The organism is Euzebyella marina (assembly GCF_014855515.1).
Classification (GTDB): Bacteria; Bacteroidota; Bacteroidia; order Flavobacteriales; family Flavobacteriaceae; genus Euzebyella; species Euzebyella marina.
The window spans coordinates 618,292-634,038 of record NZ_JACYFK010000002.1 but is presented as its reverse complement, the minus strand read 5'-3'; the positions used below and the strand labels follow the sequence as shown (position 1 = coordinate 634,038).

Here is a 15,747-nt window from a genome sequence, read left to right as displayed (position 1 = left end):
GAGCGTATTTTTTAATATATGATTAACTAAAAGAAATCACTACGGTTCTTTTTGCTCCTCCTTTTTCCCGAGAAGTTCGAACCTCCTTTGGAAGCACCGCGATCTCTGCGTTTTCCACGATTTCCTTTGTCACGTTCTTTACCTCTCCTTTTCGATTTTCCTTTACGGCCTCTTCCTCCGCCACCATCACCACCTGGGTTCTTGGAGATTTCGACATTAATAAAGCGACCCTCTAATTTAAAGTCGGTGAAGAAGCTTAAAATACTCTCGGTATGCACTTCATCTGTATTAAAGAATGAAAAAGAGTCTTTAGTATCTACTTTATAGATATCTTCTTTACCTAAGCCGAGTGTATCGCGAAGAAAATCCTTTAAAGACATCCAGTCGTAACCATCTTTTTCACCCACGTTGATAAAGTATCTAACCGAACCATTAGATGACGCATTAGTAGCGGAAGAGCTGTGGTCAGAAGATGAATTTAAATCTTTTGTTTTGTTGTAGTAATTGGAGAACCTTGTAAATTCTACCGAAACTATCTTCTTGATCAGTTCATCACGGTCAATTCCCTCAAGTACCTCGTTAATAGCAGGCAAGTAATTTTCAACGTCTTTGTTGATTTTGGTATCCTTTATTTTACTGGCCAAATGATAAAGCTGAATCTCACAGATTTCAATACCTGTAGGAATACTTTTGCTTATGAAGCTCTGCTGAATTATTTTTTCGATGGAACGGATTTTTCTTAGCTCGCTCTTGGTAATAATTACCATCGATATACCAGATTTGCCCGCACGACCGGTTCTTCCGCTACGGTGGGTATAAGTTTCTATTTCATCCGGTAGTTGGTAATTGATTACATGGGTAACATCGTCAACATCAATACCTCTTGCCGCCACATCTGTGGCTACCAACATCTGAATCTGCTTTTTTCTGAAGGCGTTCATTACCAGGTCACGTTGGTTTTGACTCAAGTCACCATGTAACGCACCTGCATTATAGCCATCTTCTATCAGTTTTTCAGCTACTCTCTGAGTATCTCTTTTAGTTCGGCAAAAAACAACCGAAAAGATATCTGGGTTGGCATCGGCCAAACGCTTAAGAGCAGGATATCTATCTCTACCACTCACCACATAATATTCATGCTGTACGTTATTGGTACCCGCATTTTTTGCCCCTACGGTTATCTCAATAGGGTTATGCATGAATTTTTTGGCAATAGTGGCCACTTCTTTTGGCATAGTGGCAGAAAACAACCAAGTTGATTTGTCTTGAGGCGTATTGGAGAGAATCTCTTTTATATCTTCATAGAAGCCCATGTTCAACATTTCATCGGCTTCATCAAGTACGCAATAATCTATTTTTGAGATATCAACCAATCCGCGACCGATCATGTCTTTCATACGGCCAGGAGTGGCTACTACTATTTGTGCTCCTCTTTTAATCTGGCGAGCTTGCTCTGTAATGCTGGCACCACCATAGATTGCAACGGTGCTAAGTCCGTTCACATATTTTGAATATGCCTGCATTTCACTGGTAATTTGAAGGCAAAGTTCTCTTGTTGGTGATAGAATAAGACCTTGGGTTGTTCTACTGTTGTGGTCAAGCTTTTGAATCAGTGGAAAGCCAAATGCGGCTGTTTTACCTGTTCCTGTTTGGGCGAGTGCCACTAGGTCAGATTCTGAATCCAATAAAATCGGGATTGCTTTTTCCTGTACTTCGGATGGGCTCTCAAAACCCATATCCGTAACGGCATTTAAAAGGGCCTTGTTAAGCCCCAATGCTTCAAATTTTGTCATAATAAGGTATACTTAAATCGCTAATAGGTGTGTTGCTTAGAGCGATTATCTTGTATAACCCTGATACTCAATGCAACACCTGCCATACCGGCGGCGTTAAAAATAAGCGGCAAAGGTAGTGCTAATTATTTAAACTTAAGGCGATTTGGTAAAGATTCGATTAAAGGGAGGAAGCATAGCCATATAACGAAAGAACAATGCCTATCATGCCTGCCGCCAACATTAATAATGTGAAGGTTTTTTGCAATTTCACATTTTCTTGAATGATAAGACAGACGACCCCAAATACAACACTTATCTGAAGAAAAAGAATACCCAAATTTATTTTGCCAACGGTATCCTTTAATTTTCTTGATATTTCCCGCCACTCGCGAAGACCGGTAATTTTGCCCATTTCGCCATCTAGGTCTTGCGCCCAAGAGCTAGGGGGTATATTGGCCGAACCCATTAATATTTCGGTTTTTTCGGCTTCATATTTAATGATCAGTTCTTTCGTTTTATCAATCTTTTCTTTTAAAACGCTTGAGTGGTCACGGTCCATAAGGCCGGTACTGAGTAGGGCCGCCAAAAAATCACGTTCGTTCTCTTTCATCACTTGCTTGATACTTTTGGCATTGTACCAATCGGAGTAGCTTACTTCATTGTTGTCTGCGTTGGTGATCTGTTTTTCGAATGAATTGTTGAGTACTTCCATTATGGCCAACAGGGCTACGAAAAAGATGATAAGTACGCCGCCTCTTTCCTCTATTTTTTTGCTTTGTTTTGACATGGGTTGGTTCTTAAAAATTCTATCAGGTTGGTTATGGCTTTGCCCCTATGGCTGATTTGGTTCTTGATTTCCATAGGTAGTTGGGCAAAGGTTTGTGTGTATCCTTTAGGTTTGAAAATCGGGTCATAGCCAAATCCGCCCTCACCAATTTTTTCACCAATGATTTCGCCTTCGGCGACACCCTCGAACATATAATTTTCTTCTAATAAATTAAGGGCTATTACGGTTTTAAAATGTGCTTTGCGATCTGTTTGCCCTTTAAGTTCTGACAAAAGTTTTGACATGTTGTCATTGGCATTTTTTTGCTCGCCTGCATAGCGGGCAGAGTATACTCCCGGTTGCCCATTTAAGGCGTCTACCAATAGCCCGGTATCGTCTGAAAAGCAAGGTAACCCGTAATTTTCAGTTACATAATCAGCTTTTATTCTGGCATTGGCTTCTAATGTATCGCCAGTTTCAGGTATTTCGTCAAAACAAGAGATATCGGTCAATGATAGAAGTTCGATGGTCTCGGGAACAAGTTTTTTGACCTCTTTGAATTTGTTTCGGTTATGGGTGGCGAAGACAAGTTTCATTTGATATACTTCTTATACGTGATTTAAGGCGCTATCGGATGTAAATTATAGTAATTTTGTTGTAGAACCTCTTTTTTGATGAAATTAAAGATTCCTCCTGTTATCGTTTTCTTATGTTTTGGTCTGATGATGTATCTGTTGGCAAAGATATTGCCTTTCGGGTATTTTGACTTTTTTGGAAGAAATTATCTTTTACTAGGGTTATTAATAGCTGCCTTTTTGGTCGTATTGGTAGCTCTTTTTCAATTTCAAAACAGTAAAACAACTGTTGACCCCATTAATCCTTCAAAGGCTAGTCATCTGGTCGATAGCGGCATTTATGCTTTTTCAAGAAACCCGATGTATTTAGCGATGTTAATGATTCTATTGGCATGGGGGCTCTGGTTGGGTAACGCTTTTAATACTTTGCTGGCAGCGGCATTTGTAGCATATATGAATCGGTTTCAGATAGTGCCCGAAGAAGAGGCCTTAGAAACTATTTTCGGTAAAGAATTTAGACAGTATTGCATCAAGACCCGTCGGTGGTTTTAAATTCATTGACTCTTTGGCTTATAATTCAAAAAATTAGCTTTTAAGCTTATTTTTATTTTTATTAGTTTTTTAGGTGATAAATTAATATATTAGCTTTTAAACTTATATAGATGATAGCGATAATCACTGGCGATATTATAGGTTCTGGAAATCACGACTCCTATGAATGGCTCGTAATGCTAAAGAAGTATTTAGCGACCATTGGGGAAGTGTCAAATGATTGGGAAGTTTACCGCGGAGATGAATTTCAGCTCAAGTTGGCATTACCAAAAGAGGCTTTGTTTCAAGCTATTTACATAAAAGCGCTGCTCAAAACAATAAAAGGTTTAGACGCACGAATGGCTGTTGGCATAGGTTCTGAAACATTTCAGGGAGAGAGTGTAAGTGAATCAAATGGTACTGCCTATCAGCGTTCAGGTAGAACATTTGAGCACCTGAAAGTAGATAAGCTGAATCTTTCGGTGAATACAGGGCAAGCAAAATTTGATGACACCATTAACCTTATGTTGCGCTTGGCACTTGATATTATGGACGCCTGGAGTACGGTTTCTGCCGAAATCGTTGTTTTGGCCCTGCAAAACCCAGAAATGTCGCAACAAGAAATGGCCGAACGTTTAGGTATTCAGCAATCTGCCGTAAGCCAACGATTAAAAAGAGCCAGACTAGACCTGATTTTGCAATTGATTGAATATTTTAAAGAGAATCTTGACTAAAATAAACTAGATGATAGTCTTTGTAAAACTTCTTTTGGCCCATTTGATAGGTGATTTTATACTTCAGCCCTCTAGATGGGTGGTTCATAAAGAAGCTAATAAGATAACTTCTAAATACATCTATTTTCACGTACTCATCCATTTTCTAGTGGCCATGGTGTTGTTGTGGGACCTTGATTATATTCAGATGGTCGCTATTATAGCCGTGTCACATTATATTATCGATTTGGCCAAGTTGTATGCCACTCCATATTTTAAATTGAAGAGCATCCCCTTTTTTATCGATCAGTTGTTGCATCTAATAATACTCTATATATGCGCCTACTATACTGATTTTTGGTCCCACACCGTCACTTTGTTCCAAAGACTGGATTGGGGGTTGATTACAGCCTTGGTTTTTGTAAGTTTTCCTTCGGCCATTATCATGGGTAAGTTGCTGGAGGCCATGTCGGATAAAATTGAGCTAGATCATAAATCTCTACCTAACGCCGGTAAATATATTGGCATAATTGAGAGGCTTTTTGTACTTATGTTCATCATTATGGGGCGTTGGGAAGCTATTGGTCTTTTGATAGGGGCAAAATCTGTTTTCAGATTCAACGACTTAAAAGAAAGTAATAACAGAAAACTTACCGAATACATATTAATAGGTACTCTTCTCAGCTTTGGTTTGGCCATCATTACCGGCATTATATACGTTACTTTTTAGAACAGTTCTGAGACCCTATTTTTACCCGTTTTACCAGCAAGAATTTAAATAATAAGCCATTATTAACAGATTAGTTATAGAAGTAACTTTTGTTGATATTCCCCAAAATTACACCGAATTAATCTTTACTTTTGTGCCTTAATTTTTCAGTCAAACCATGGTAGCAACAAACAGAAAATACGTATTTGATTTTGACAGCACCCTTACCAGGGTAGAGGCATTGGATGTTCTTGCAGAAATGACCCTTAAAGATAAATCGGATAAGGATGAAATTGTCAATAAAATTCAAGAAATCACCAACTTGGGCATAGATGGTGATATTTCTTTTACAGAGTCGCTCGAGAGACGAATCAAGCTTCTAAATGCCCATAAAGATGATTTAGAGCCGTTGGTTGATGAACTTCGCCAAAAAATTTCTAAATCGATTGCTGCCAACAAAGAATTCTTTGAAAAATTTTCTGATGATATTTATGTGATTTCTTGCGGATTCAAAGAGTTCATAGATCCTATTGTCGAAGAGTATAACATACCTTCAAACAGGGTTTACGCCAACACCTTTAAATTTGATGATGAGGGAAGTATCATCGGTTTTGATGAAAAGAACGTACTTTCTCAGCACAATGGAAAGATTGAGTGTCTTCGCCAGATGAATCTTGATGGTGAAGTTCAGGTGATAGGTGACGGTTACAGTGATTATGTGATGAAAGAGGCGGGTATTGCCGATAAATTCTTTGCCTATACCGAAAACGTACACCGTGAAAAAGCTGCCAGTAAGGCCGACCATGTTACCCCTAATCTAGATGAGTTTCTTTTTGTGAACGATTTACCAAGAAATATTTCTTATCCGAAGAATAGGATCAAGATTTTATTGTTGGAAAATGTGCATCCCGCTGCGTTGGAAAACCTCTCTAAAGACGGTTTCTCGGTCGAGTTGGTAAAGCACAGTCTTCCAGAAGAAGAGTTGATTGAAAAAATCAAAGGGGTTCACGTTTTAGGTATTCGCTCTAAAACGCAGGTGACCCAAAAAGTTTTGGATGCCGGAAACAAATTGTTGGTGGTAGGCGCATTCTGTATCGGTACAACTCAAATAGACCTTGAATATGCCCGTAAAAAGGGTGTGGCGGTCTTCAATGCACCGTACAGTAACACCCGTTCGGTTGTTGAATTGGCTATCGGCGAAATTATCATGCTTATGCGTAGTGTTTTTGCTAGAAGCTCTGAAATACATAGCGGACAATGGCAAAAAACGGCCCAAGGTTCTCGTGAGGTGAGGGGCAAAAACTTAGGTATCGTGGGGTACGGTAATATAGGTAAGCAATTATCGATTTTGGCTGAGGCTATCGGTATGCGAGTCTACTATTATGATGTAGAGGACAAACTTTCTTTGGGTAATGCCAAGAAGTGTAGCTCTTTGGAAGATTTATTGAATGTCTCCGATGTGGTCACTTTACATGTAGACGATAATAAGGCCAATAATAACTTTATCGGTGCCAGGGAAATAAAACAAATGAGAGATGGTGCCATGCTTATCAATCTTTCACGTGGTTTTGTGGTGGATATCGAAGCGTTGGCGGATGCACTTAAAAACGGAAAATTGGGTGGTGCGGCCATTGATGTTTATCCTGAAGAACCAAGAAGCAATGGCGAGTTCTATACCGCTCTTCAAGGCATACCGAATGTGATTTTGACTCCACACGTGGGCGGAAGCACAGAGGAAGCACAACGCGACATCGCAGATTTCGTACCTAATAAAATCATGGATTATATCAATTCAGGAAATTCCGTTGATGCCGTTAACTTCCCCAACATTCGTTTGCCGAAGCAACAGAACGCACATAGGTTTTTACACATTCACAAGAATGTTCCCGGTATTATGGCCAAAATAAATGAAGAACTGGCTACTTATGAACTTAACATTCTAGGTCAATACCTATCTACCGACAGTGAGGTGGGGTATGTAATAACCGATGTAGATAAAGAATATAATAAAGAAGTAATCAAAGCTCTTAGAAAAATAGAGAACACTATCAAGTTTAGAGTACTTTATTAGTAAGAGCAAATCATAAATTAAAAGGCCCTTTTGAGGGTCTTTTTTATTGTATAAAATTACATTAACACACCTCTTTGTGCTTTTACCGGAGGTGGCAGCTCCGTTTCGCCCAACATTTCCCTTAAATCGATTTCAATGGTTCGACAAAGAGAAAGCATGGGTATATCGTTTGCCATTCTTTGAAAGGGATTTTCGGAGTAATCCCCAATCAATTCCATCATAATATATACCCATCCTAATAAAACACAAATGGGCACGGCTAACCAAAAGTTGATACTTCCGGCATCCAGTACTTCGGGCATCATACTAAACGGAATTAAAAAGATAAATATCCCCACAAAATAAAAACTCATATTGGCATACTGACGAGGAAAAGGAAATTTCTTGATACGCTCATTTTTACCCTGCAATTCGTAAAAAGTGCGCAGCACATCTTCCATTTTTATATGTCTAAAATCATCTATTAATCCTTCTTTGCGCAGTTCGCGTAAATCTCTCGATTGTTCGTTTATTATTTGTGTTGCCGTATTGGCCTTTGGCGTCAGTCTATCGTATTCCTCTTTTGATAAGAAGTTATGAAGTTGGCGGTAATCTTCGTGATCGCTTATCAAGCCCACACCGAAATTCTCTTCTAGCCTTTCGGCATGTCTGGTAGTAAGTCCGCCTTGGGCCACATGTTCCCAAGAGGTGGGTACCAGTAATTGTTCTCTATGGGCGTAAAGCCAAGCGATATGTCGGTAAATCAGTCTCTTTTTTATAGCCTGAATTTCTTCTAAGCTTCGGTTTTCGGTGGTAAACAAATTGGTAATGTAACCGTCGACCACCATGCCCCAAGTTCTACTATCATTAACGATGCCTCCCCATATTTTTCTAGCTTCCCACATGCGGTCGTACGACTGGTTATTCTTAAAACCTACATAAAATGCAACGGCGGTACCGATTACTGAAACGGGCAGCCAAGGTATTTTATACGAAATAATGTCGAACCGGTACAGGCAGGCCACCGTGCCCATGTAAAGAAATAGCCATATGACGTGATGGAACGACCAGTCAAAAAGCTTTTTAATATGAATACCCTTGGTAACAATCATAATTTCCTATTCTCTATTTAGAATACTAAAATAGAAAACAGTCTTATTTATTTGAACTCTAGCGAAGTCTTTTTGTTTTCGATGATACTACAATTATAAATCATCTATGGTGATAGGGTTCGTTGCGTAAAATGGTAAAGGCCCTATAAATCTGTTCTGTTGCAAATAGGCGCACCATTTGGTGCGAAAATGTCATTTTAGATAGACTTATTTTTCCCTGTGCTCTTGAGTAGACTGTTTCGCTGAAACCGTACGGACCACCGATGGCAATGACCAATTGTTTAATTCCGGCATTCATTTTCTTTTGTAAATATTCAGAAAATGCCTCTGATGTAAATTGCTTTCCGTTTTCATCTAGAACCACTAGAACATCGGTTGGGTTAAGCTTCTTAAGAATTAATTCGCCCTCTTTTTCTTTTTGTTGCGGTTCCGATAGATTTTTAGAATTTTTGATGTCGGCTATAATCTCAAGTTCAAACTTGATGTAGTGAACGAGTCTTTTTTCGTACTCCGATATTAATTGAGATAGGGCTTTACTATCCGTTTTTCCTATGGCGAGTAGTTTAATGGTCATGGGCAAATATAGAGTTATTCCTAAAAGAATAGCCTGAATGGTCGCCAGTAAATTGAATCTACCTTAACGGATTAAAACCCTCAACATTTATTAATTTAGCCCATAACAAATAAGAATTATGATTTCAAAAGAAGCTTTTCAGCAAGAGTTAGATATAATCATTAAAAATGCTATTCGCGAAGATGTAGGGGATGGTGATCACAGCTCATTGGCATGTATACCTAATGATGCGAAGGGAAAAGCTAAATTATTGGTAAAGGATGAAGGCATCATTGCCGGGGTCGAATTTGCCCAACAGGTTTTTGCTTATGTAGACAAAGCTCTGAAAATAGAAACTTTGATAGAAGACGGTAGTTCGGTCGAATATGGTGATGTTGTATTTTATGTTTCCGGCAGTTCACAAAGTATTCTGAAGGCAGAACGTTTGGTTTTGAATGCCATGCAGCGCATGAGTGCCATTGCCACTAAAACCAATAAATATGTGAAACTATTAGAGGGTACCGGTACCAAGATATTGGATACCAGAAAAACAACACCTGGCATACGTGCATTAGAGAAGTGGGCCGTGAAAATAGGAGGGGGCGAAAACCACCGTTTTGCCCTTTATGATATGATCATGCTTAAAGACAACCATATTGATTTTGCCGGTGGTGTTAGCCATGCAATTGAAAAGACCAAAGAATACCTGAAGAAAACAGATAGAGATTTAAAAATTATAGTCGAAGCTAGAAACCTAGGTGAAATAGAAGAAATTCTTAAGACCGAGGGTGTCTATAGAATTTTAATCGATAATTTTAATTACGAAGATACCCGAACCGCTGTTAAGATGATTGGAGATAAATGTTTGACCGAATCTTCTGGGGGCATCAATGAAAAGACTATTAGGGAATACGCCGAGTGCGGTGTTAATTATATCTCTTCGGGGGCATTGACCCACTCCGTTTATAATATGGACCTTAGTCTAAAGGCGGTGTAAATGTCAAAAGAAATAGAGGAAAAGATTGCTAAAATACCGCTTCTTAACAAGTTGGCATTAGTATTAAAGGAGGTGAAATTGCCTGCCTTTGAAGGTCTTTCCCTCTATGATTTGATGGAGATGTACATTTTTGGCATTTTTAAAGGTGCCATTTCAACAAGGGCCAGCTCTATTTCTTTCAGTCTCTTTTTAGCGTTGTTTCCCCTACTTATTTTTTTAATAACCTTGGTACCCTTTATAATTCCTTATGTCAGTATCGGCAATGAAAATTTTGACTCCCAGTTCCTGGTTTTCCTAGAGTCCTTTTTACCGTCTGCCACCAGTGATTATTTTGGCGATATATACCAGCAGATAAAGGATCAAAAGCGTGGTGGTCTGCTATCTTCAGCATTTCTATTTTCCATTTTTTTAATGGCCAATGGGGTAAATGCCATTTTCGGGGGGTTTGAGAACTCATATCACGTAGAAATGACCCGTAATTTCTTTCGTCAATATTTGTATGCCTTGATGGTAGGGCTTATTCTTTCTATCCTTTTAATTGTGGGCGCCGTTGCTTATGTATATGTTGAATTCTATATTTTAGATTACCTCAGTGTATGGGCGGCCAAAACCCGTGGCTACGACTTAACAGAGAATGATATTGTTGGCGCGCAAATTGGCAAGGTGCTATTTTTTGTTCTACTATCTTATTTCACTACCGCCATTCTTTATTATTTTGGAACTACTGAAGGAAAGAACGCCAAGTTTTTCTCTATAGGGGCTTTGATGACTACCTTATTGTTTATGCTCACTTCTTACCTATTTGGGGTTTATGTAGAAAAATTCGCAAGATATAACGAATTATATGGTGCATTGGGCGGTTTGTTGATTTTAATGGTCTATATCTGGTTAAATTCTAATATATTGTTACTTGGGTTCGAGCTGAACGCTTCGTTGAACTCACTTCGCAAAACATATAAAAAGGAATGATTAGACTTACTCGATGTGTACTTTGGGTTTTAATTGTGTGCAGTTCGCAATTGATACAGGCCCAAGAGATTTTTGGAAAATGGAAAACCATAGACGATCGTACCGGAAAACCGAAGGCGATTGTTGAAATTTATGAAAAGGATGGTTTAATGTACGGAAAGGTCATAGAAATAGTTGAAGAGGGAAAGGAGAATTTTATATGTGAAAAATGTGAGGGCAAGCGTAAGAACAAACCTGTTTTGGGTATGGATATTATTGAAGCGGCCGAGCATACAGGAGATGGTGTTTACAAGGGCGATACATTGTTCGACCCTCAGCAGGCCATGACCTTTAGATGCAAGATATGGCTTAACCCCGACGACCCCGATGAGCTTAAAGTACGAGGATACCTTTCTTTTCTGTATCGCACCCAGACCTGGCAACGTGTAGAAGGCTAGCATCAAATTTTATATGGATTTTTTTGTTGACGTAATCTTACCCATTCCGTTAGAACGGCTGTTTACCTATAGTGTTACTTCTTCTGAGGCCGAGGCGTTACAACTCGGAGTAAGGGTAGCCGTGCCGTTTGGGAAGTCTAAAATTTATACAGGTCTTGTTTACCGAATACATAACGAAGCCCCTCAAGTATATGAGGCGAAAGAGGTCGATCGCATTTTAGATGATTTTCCTATTGTCAATACCTTTCAGCTCAAACACTGGCAGTGGATTGCCGATTATTATATGTGCTCTATAGGCGAGGTCTTTCGCAGTGCTCTACCGAGTGCCTTACTATTGGAAAGTGAAACGCTAATTCTTAAAAATTCCGATCAAGAAATAGATGAGTCTGAGTTAAAAGACGATGAGTTTTTGGTTTATGAGGCACTTCAACATCAATCTAGCTTAAAAGTACAAGAAGTTAGTGCCATCGTAGATAGAAAGAATATTTTGCCTGTACTCAACCGCCTACTGGAAAAGAAGATTATCCTAATTAAAGAAGAAATATACGAGCAGTATAAACCGAAGCTGGTAAAGTATGTGAAATTAGGTGATGAGTATCTAAAGGAAGAAAAACTGGAATCTCTTTTAGAGTCATTGACAAGGGCGCCGAAGCAGAGTCAAGTGGTGTTGGCCCTTTTTCAGCTTCAGGCCGTTCACCGAAAGCCTGTAAAGGTATCTGAACTGGAAAAGGAGAGTGGGGCATCAAAAGCTGTTATAAACTCACTGATTGAAAAGGAAATTTTAAAGGAGTATTATTTTCAGAAAGACCGGGTCAATTATGAAGGGGAATCTGAAAATTCTGAACTGAAAGAACTCAATGAGTTTCAAGAGGATGCTTTTAAGGCTATTAACCGGAGTTTTGAAGAGCAAAAGACCGCATTGCTGTATGGGGTTACCTCTTCTGGAAAAACGGAGGTATATGTAAAATTGATAGATGAGTGTATCAAGTCAGGTAAACAGGTGCTCTATCTGCTTCCTGAGATAGCTTTGACGACCCAATTGATTGCACGTTTGCAAGATTATTTTGGTGAACACGTATCCGTATACCACTCAAAATACAATGTGCAAGAGCGTGTTGAAGTGTGGAATAACGTACTCAACAATAAAAATAAGGCCAGAATAGTAATAGGGGCACGGTCGGCTTTATTCCTACCTTATAACGATTTAGGTCTAATAATCATTGATGAAGAACACGAGGGTTCTTTTAAGCAGTTTGACCCAGCGCCACGCTATCATGCAAGAGATGCGGCCATTGTTTTGGGGCAGCTTCATAATAGTGATGTTTTACTCGGGTCTGCTACACCTAGTATTGAAAGTTATCTAAATGCCAAAACAGGCAAATATGGCTTTGCGGAAATCAAACGTCGTTTTGGTAATGTTTTAATGCCTGACATCGAATTGGTCGACCTCAAAGAGCAGTCACGGAAAAAGAGGATGAAGGGTCATTTTTCCGAAAGGTTATTTCTGCAAATTGAGGAAGCTCTTAATGAAGGGGAGCAGGTAATTCTGTTTCAAAACAGAAGGGGTTATGCCCCTATTGTCGAATGCACCACGTGTGGCCATTCACCTCAATGCCCGAATTGTGATGTGAGTTTGACCTATCATCAATTTAGAAAACAACTTCGTTGTCATTATTGCGGTCATCACATGGCATTGCCAGAGAGTTGTCAAGCTTGTGGAAGCCCAACCTTGGATACTAAAGGGTTTGGTACGGAACAAGTAGAGAAAGAAATAGAATTGTTGTTTCCTGATGCAAAGGTTGCCCGAATGGATCTTGACACCACGCGTGGTAAACATGGTTATGAAAAAATCATAAACGCCTTTGAACAACAAGAAGTCGATATTTTGGTGGGTACTCAAATGCTGACCAAAGGACTCGATTTTAGAAATGTGAGTTTAGTAGGTATTATGAATGCCGACTCTTTATTAAACTTTCCTGATTTTCGAGCACACGAGCGTTGTTTTCAATTATTGACACAGGTAGCGGGTAGGGCAGGGCGCACCCAAAAAAGAGGAAAGGTGATTGTTCAAAGCTACAACCCTTATCATCAGATTTTAAACCAAGTTTCGGTGAACGACTATGAGGGTATGTTCAAAGAACAATTGTACGAGCGCGAACAATATAAATACCCACCAAAGAATAGAATAATAAAGATAACCTTTAAACATAAAGAGTATAACCGCCTGAACGAGTCTGCCGAATGGTTTGCCCAATCGCTGAGAAACAGTTTCGGCGGCAATGTTCTAGGTCCTGAGTATCCGGCGGTGGCAAGAATACGCAATCAATACCTGAAGCATATTTTGGTCAAAATTCCTAAGGGTACTTCAGTGTCGGGGGTTAAGTCATCTATTCGAAGAATAGAAAAGTCGTTCAATGCGGTTTCTCAATACCGAAGTGTCAGGGTGATTTATAATGTAGATCATATATAGAATAAAAAAAGCCTCGTATGAACGAGGCTTTTATTTATATTCTGAGTAAAAGTTTAGACGTTGCTCAGTGCTTCGGCCAACTCTGTTTTCTTGTTCCTGCTTAAAGGAATCGATCTTCCGCTTACCTCAACATTTTTACTGTTGAACTTCTCGATTTTCTCTAAGTTGACAATGTATGACTTATGTATTCTCAAGAATTTATCTTGAGGCAACTGCTTTTCAAAAGACTTCATGGTCGATAAGATTACAATATTGGCCTCATCGGTTACCAACTTGATATAATCACCAAGGGCTTCTATCCACTTGATATCGTTTAAGATTACCTTTCTTTTCTTCAGATTGCTTTTTACGAATATATGCTCTTCGTCTTCCTGAACCTTGTGCATTTGCTCGTATTTGTTGATAGCTCTTTTTACAGAGGCATCGAAACGGGCCATGGTAATAGGTTTGTGAAGATAATCTGTTACATCATAATCGAATGCCTTTAGGGCATAATCAGGTTTTCCGGTAATCAAAATTACCTGCGGACGGTTCTCTAGTGATTCAAGTAGGTCAAAACCACTGATGATCGGCATCTCAACATCAAGAAAAATCAAATCGATTTCGTTGTTTTTGATACCGTTTTTAGCTTCAATGGCATTGCTGTATTCGGCCACCATCGCCAAATTCGGATGACTGTTTACCAACTTTGCCACCGCCATTCGCTGCATAGACGAGTCGTCGACAATAATACTTCTTAATTTCATAAATGGGTCGATTTGTGGGGTTAAATCATCGACAAAATACTAAAAATTGACGTTCAACTACAAGTAAACTTGTAAAGTTCGTCCGATTTCCTGTGTAATTTGCAATGACCATAGGTTAAGATTTGGTTAAGTTCGATTTTTTAAGGTTACCCATCTATAACGAAGAAAATTCTCTTTTCTTGTGAAGTGTCATAAATATTATTACTTTTGCGCTCCTAAAAAATATACATTTATGAACCATTACGAAACTGTTTTCATTTTGAATCCCGTGCTTTCTGAAGACCAGATTGCGGAAACAGTTAAGAAATTCGAGGATTTCTTAATTAACAATGGCGCCAAAATGGTCTCTAAAGAAAACTGGGGACTGAAGAAATTGGCCTATGCCATACAACACAAGAAAAGTGGTTTTTACCATTTGTTCGAGTTCACCGCACCTGGTAGTGTAATTGCTCCTTATGAGCAAGAATTCAAGAGAGATGAGCGGATAATGCGGTTCTTGACCGTAAAATTAGACAAGCACGCCATCGAGTGGGCTGAAAAAAGAAGAACAAGGTTAAAAGCTAAAGCGTAAGTATTATGGCAACATTACAACAGCAAGCGAAAGGAAAAAAAGATGGGGAAATTCGTTATTTGACCCCATTGAACATTGAGACAAATACTAAGAAGAAGTACTGTCGTTTCAAAAAATCAGGTATTAAATATATCGATTATAAAGATCCTGATTTCTTGATCAAATTGGTAAACGAGCAAGGTAAACTTTTACCAAGACGACTTACCGGAACTTCTTTGAAGTACCAACGCAAAGTGGCCCAAGCGGTAAAGAGGGCACGTCACTTGGCTTTAATGCCATACGTAGGTGATCTACTAAAATAAATTTAAGGCAAGATGGAACTTATATTAAAGCAAGACGTAGAGCATTTGGGCTTTAAAGACGATATCGTAACTGTTAAAAACGGTTACGGAAGAAATTACCTGATACCTAGAGGTATGGCTACTATGGCTACACCTTCGGCTAAAAAGGTTCTTGAAGAGAACTTAAGGCAAAGAGCCCATAAAGAGAAGAAAATTGTTGATTCAGCAAAAAGTACAGCTGACGCTTTGGCTAAGTTGGAAGTTAAGATTCCAGCTAAGGTTGGCGCCGGTGACAAACTTTTTGGATCTGTAACTTCTGCTGATTTGGCAGATGTTTTGGCTAAAGATGGTCATGAAATCGACAAAAAGTTTATCAGCATCAAAGGTGGAGCCATCAAAAGGGCTGGGCCTTATACTGCTGACATTCGTTTACATCGTGAGGTAAACATTCAGTTTGACTTTGAAGTTATACCAGAACAGAAGTAAGCGGTT

Annotated in this window: 17 protein-coding genes; 11 read left to right on the top strand and 6 right to left on the bottom strand. The window is 39.1% G+C overall.

All coding sequences use genetic code 11. The annotated features are described in order from the left end of the window. Positions 1-26: 26 nt before the first annotated feature. The 3 genes from IL356_RS11610 to IL356_RS11600 form a co-directional block, all read right to left on the bottom strand. Positions 27-1,793, bottom strand: coding sequence for a DEAD/DEAH box helicase (locus IL356_RS11610; protein WP_121848847.1), 1,767 nt, complete (start codon positions 1,791-1,793; stop codon positions 27-29). Between the two features lie 160 nt (positions 1,794-1,953). Continuing rightward, positions 1,954-2,562 (bottom strand): DUF4337 family protein, encoded by a 609-nt coding sequence (locus IL356_RS11605; protein ID WP_121848848.1) that lies wholly within the window; start codon positions 2,560-2,562, stop codon positions 1,954-1,956. Continuing rightward, positions 2,538-3,137 (bottom strand): non-canonical purine NTP diphosphatase, encoded by a 600-nt coding sequence (locus tag IL356_RS11600; RefSeq protein ID WP_121848849.1) that lies wholly within the window; start codon positions 3,135-3,137, stop codon positions 2,538-2,540. The genes IL356_RS11605 and IL356_RS11600 overlap by 25 nt, the downstream gene beginning before the upstream one ends. Positions 3,138-3,215: 78 nt before the next feature. Here IL356_RS11600 and IL356_RS11595 point away from each other — a divergent pair, with 78 nt between their 5' ends. The 4 genes from IL356_RS11595 (at position 3,216) to serA (ending at position 7,140) form a co-directional block, all read left to right on the top strand. Further along, positions 3,216-3,668: a methyltransferase family protein gene (locus IL356_RS11595; RefSeq protein WP_121848850.1), complete on the top strand. Its 453-nt coding sequence runs from the start codon at positions 3,216-3,218 to the stop codon at positions 3,666-3,668. A gap of 110 nt (positions 3,669-3,778) precedes the next feature. Further along, positions 3,779-4,381, top strand: a complete 603-nt coding sequence (locus tag IL356_RS11590) for a SatD family protein (RefSeq protein ID WP_121848851.1) — start codon at positions 3,779-3,781, stop codon at positions 4,379-4,381. 10 nt (positions 4,382-4,391) lie between these two features. Further along, entirely contained in the window at positions 4,392-5,090 is a 699-nt protein-coding gene (locus IL356_RS11585; protein ID WP_121848852.1) for a DUF3307 domain-containing protein, read from the top strand. Positions 5,091-5,247: 157 nt separating this feature from the next. Beyond that, entirely contained in the window at positions 5,248-7,140 is a 1,893-nt protein-coding gene (gene serA / locus IL356_RS11580) for a phosphoglycerate dehydrogenase (RefSeq protein ID WP_121848853.1), read from the top strand. Positions 7,141-7,196: 56 nt separating this feature from the next. On the opposite strand, the gene IL356_RS11575 is transcribed toward serA, so the two are convergent. Further along, complete coding sequence (locus tag IL356_RS11575) at positions 7,197-8,231, bottom strand: bestrophin family protein (protein ID WP_121848854.1); 1,035 nt, start codon at positions 8,229-8,231, stop codon at positions 7,197-7,199. A gap of 100 nt (positions 8,232-8,331) precedes the next feature. Next, positions 8,332-8,805 (bottom strand): 23S rRNA (pseudouridine(1915)-N(3))-methyltransferase RlmH, encoded by a 474-nt coding sequence (gene rlmH / locus IL356_RS11570; protein WP_121848855.1) that lies wholly within the window; start codon positions 8,803-8,805, stop codon positions 8,332-8,334. Positions 8,806-8,923: 118 nt separating this feature from the next. Here rlmH and nadC point away from each other — a divergent pair, with 118 nt between their 5' ends. Genes nadC through priA form a run of 4 tightly spaced genes read left to right on the top strand, consistent with a single transcriptional unit; the run spans position 8,924 to position 13,657 of the window. Next, positions 8,924-9,781 (top strand): carboxylating nicotinate-nucleotide diphosphorylase, encoded by an 858-nt coding sequence (gene nadC / locus IL356_RS11565; protein WP_121848856.1) that lies wholly within the window; start codon positions 8,924-8,926, stop codon positions 9,779-9,781. Further along, on the top strand, positions 9,782-10,750 hold the full coding sequence (locus tag IL356_RS11560; protein ID WP_121848857.1) for a YihY/virulence factor BrkB family protein: 969 nt from the start codon (positions 9,782-9,784) through the stop codon (positions 10,748-10,750). Further along, a complete protein-coding gene (locus IL356_RS11555; protein ID WP_121848858.1) occupies positions 10,747-11,187 on the top strand; it encodes a DUF2147 domain-containing protein in 441 nt (146 codons plus the stop codon). The genes IL356_RS11560 and IL356_RS11555 overlap by 4 nt, the downstream gene beginning before the upstream one ends. 13 nt (positions 11,188-11,200) lie before the next feature. Further along, a complete protein-coding gene (priA, locus tag IL356_RS11550) occupies positions 11,201-13,657 on the top strand; it encodes a replication restart helicase PriA (RefSeq protein ID WP_121848859.1) in 2,457 nt (818 codons plus the stop codon). 53 nt (positions 13,658-13,710) lie between these two features. On the opposite strand, the gene IL356_RS11545 is transcribed toward priA, so the two are convergent. Continuing rightward, a complete protein-coding gene (locus IL356_RS11545) occupies positions 13,711-14,403 on the bottom strand; it encodes a LytR/AlgR family response regulator transcription factor (RefSeq protein ID WP_121848860.1) in 693 nt (230 codons plus the stop codon). A gap of 232 nt (positions 14,404-14,635) precedes the next feature. Here IL356_RS11545 and rpsF point away from each other — a divergent pair, with 232 nt between their 5' ends. The 3 genes from rpsF to rplI are packed head-to-tail and all read left to right on the top strand — an operon-like array spanning position 14,636 to position 15,741. Further along, positions 14,636-14,974, top strand: coding sequence for a 30S ribosomal protein S6 (rpsF, locus tag IL356_RS11540; protein WP_121848861.1), 339 nt, complete (start codon positions 14,636-14,638; stop codon positions 14,972-14,974). Positions 14,975-14,979: 5 nt separating this feature from the next. After that, a complete protein-coding gene (gene rpsR, locus IL356_RS11535; RefSeq protein ID WP_121848862.1) occupies positions 14,980-15,276 on the top strand; it encodes a 30S ribosomal protein S18 in 297 nt (98 codons plus the stop codon). A 12-nt stretch (positions 15,277-15,288) separates the two neighbouring features. Continuing rightward, a complete protein-coding gene (rplI, locus tag IL356_RS11530) occupies positions 15,289-15,741 on the top strand; it encodes a 50S ribosomal protein L9 (protein ID WP_121848863.1) in 453 nt (150 codons plus the stop codon). Positions 15,742-15,747: the final 6 nt, after the last annotated feature.